The 2,257-nt window shown below is 64.4% G+C and carries 3 protein-coding genes; 2 read left to right on the plus strand and 1 reads right to left on the minus strand.

The features are described from left to right. Both BG35_RS13270 and BG35_RS0109400 read left to right on the plus strand, forming a co-directional pair. Positions 1-1,085, plus strand: a 1,085-nt coding sequence (locus BG35_RS13270; RefSeq protein WP_034418364.1) for a hypothetical protein, incomplete at its 5' end; no start/stop codon positions are given. A 397-nt stretch (positions 1,086-1,482) separates the two neighbouring features. Further along, the gene (locus tag BG35_RS0109400; RefSeq protein ID WP_025782617.1) at positions 1,483-1,926 is read left to right on the plus strand and encodes a molybdenum cofactor biosynthesis protein MoaE; all 444 of its coding nucleotides are present in this window, start codon (positions 1,483-1,485) and stop codon (positions 1,924-1,926) included. 18 nt (positions 1,927-1,944) lie between these two features. Here BG35_RS0109400 and BG35_RS0109405 read toward each other — a convergent pair whose 3' ends face one another. Continuing rightward, positions 1,945-2,163: a hypothetical protein gene (locus BG35_RS0109405; RefSeq protein WP_025782618.1), complete on the minus strand. Its 219-nt coding sequence runs from the start codon at positions 2,161-2,163 to the stop codon at positions 1,945-1,947. Positions 2,164-2,257 lie beyond the last annotated feature (94 nt).

Below are 2,257 nucleotides of genomic sequence, written 5' to 3' on the forward strand. Positions count from 1 at the left end.
ATGGACAGGAGGCTGACATCTCCCTGGACGGGGACGTAACCACCGCCCTGCTTGGCGCGGACTGGCGCACTGAGCAGTGGCAAGCTGGCGCCGCACTCTCCCGCTCCTGGGGTAACGGCGGCTACGAGGGGGAGGACGGTAACGATGCAGCCGTCACCGCCCGCCTCACCGGCCTGTTCCCCTACGGCCGCTATGCCCTCACCCCCCGGCTGGGCATCTGGGCCGTGGCCGGGTACGGCTGGGGTACGCTCTCCGTCACACCGGACGACGGCAGCAGGAGGGAATACCAGCCCGCGGCCAACATGACCATGGGCGCAGTGGGCATGGACGGCCTGCTCATCGATGGCGGCGCCGAGGGCTTCAGCCTCTCCACCACCACCGACCTGCTCACCGTCAAGACCACCTCCGAGGAAGTGGACGATCTCCCCTCCAGTGAGGGCAGCGTCTCCCGCCTGCGGATGGGATTGGAGGCCGTCCGCCCTGTTCCCCTGGCCAACGGCGCCTCCCTGCTCCCCTCCCTGGAAGTGGGTATCCGTCACGATGGCGGTGATGCAGAATCAGGCCTCGGTCTGGACGTGGGCGCTGCTCTGGCATGGAACGATCCCCAACGGGGCATCAGCGCCCAAGTCAAGGGCCGCTCCCTGGTGACTCATATGGAAGAGGAGTTCCGCCAGCAGAGTCTCGCCCTCTCCTTCTCCTGGGACCCCTCCCCCACCAATCGCGGCCCGTCCCTTGCCCTGGGTCACACCATGGGGGCGCCAACGGCATCCGGTATCCATGCCCTCCTTGATCCCACTGTCCTGGAGGGAGTTGGCGCATCCGCCGGTAACGGGCAGCAGTTCGAGGCGGAGTTCGCCTACGGCTTCCCCGCTGCCAACGACCGCCTCACCATGACGCCAGGGGTGGCAGTGGCACTCTCCCCCACCACCAGCACCACCTCCCTCCGCTGGTCCCTGGCGCCCTACTCCCAGCACAGCCAGATAGAACCCTGGCAACTCTCCCTCCAAGGAGAACGGGAAGAAAACACCACCACACATACCCACGTGGATCATTCCCTCAAACTTGACTTCTCCCTCCCCTTCTGAGGGGATCAAGTGATGACGCTCCCACTCCGCAACCAGCTTGGCAAAGTGATCGAGACAGCAGAACAAGGCAATGATAGAAGCCGTCATGAGGGGGCCTTCCGTTTGTGTGGTACAGGTGGATACTGAATCAGGTCAGGCCTGATTTGGGAACCTCCCCCTCACCCCACGGCAAGGTCCAGACAGCCTGAACACCAGGTCGCAGCAGGTTCCTTTCCCCTATCTTCCCTCTCCCCATCAGCCTTCTCAAGGCCCAAGCCAGGGCAAGAGGGGACTTCCCCTTATCCAAAGCTCGGGTTAATATATGGTGATCCGCTATAAGTGAAGGCCAGTGAAGCCGGGATCAACAAACACACCCTGGAACCGTAGTCCGGCCCGCGCCCCCAAGCGCCGTGATCCCGTGAACGTTGCCGTCCGGTTGCTGGAGCGCCCTTTTGATCCCCTGGCGGCGTTGTCGCACTGGGGGCGCAAGGATGCAGCCCAGGCCCAGTTCATCGGTCGGGTGCGGGGCGCCGGCGTGGATGGGGCATCCCTGCGGGGTCTTTGGCTGGAGCATTACCCGGGCATGACGGAAACCATGCTCCACACCATCTGCCGCGAGGAACTGGAACGGCACGGTGCCGGCGCGGCCCTGGTGTGGCACCGGGTGGGCGCCGTGGCGGTGGGTGAGCCCATTGTGCTGGTGGCCACCGCAGGGGATGGGCGTGGTCAGGCCCTGGCCAGTTGCCAGGCCATTCTGGAAAGCCTGAAGCACCATGCCCCCTTCTGGAAAAAAGAGTTGGGCCACGCAGGTGAGCGCTGGGTTCCCGGCAACACGCCCTACGGCAACAGGAAGCCGGAATGAGCCTTCCCCGGGCTTTCCCTAGGAGGACTCCCGGGATCCGGGGTATCCCCGCAGCAAGCCGGAATCGATCATCAAACCAAGGCCTGTATTGATGACAATCAAGCTGGCGGCGCCCAGCCAGAACCAGGGCTGATCCGATCCCTTGTTGATGACGGCCTGGCCGAAGAGACAGAGGCCGGCGGGGAGCAACAGCACGCCTGCTTGCGCCTTCAGGTACCAGATGAGCTTGGGATTCATGGCGCCGGTGCAGTTGCCCTCAGTGTACCAACAGCCCATCACGTCCGTCCGTGTCCACCGGTCTGCAACGGCGGCCGCGATTCCTGCTGACAGT

The organism is Candidatus Synechococcus spongiarum SH4, from assembly GCF_000586015.1.
In the GTDB taxonomy this organism is placed as follows: Bacteria; Cyanobacteriota; Cyanobacteriia; order PCC-6307; family Cyanobiaceae; genus Synechococcus_B; species Synechococcus_B spongiarum_F.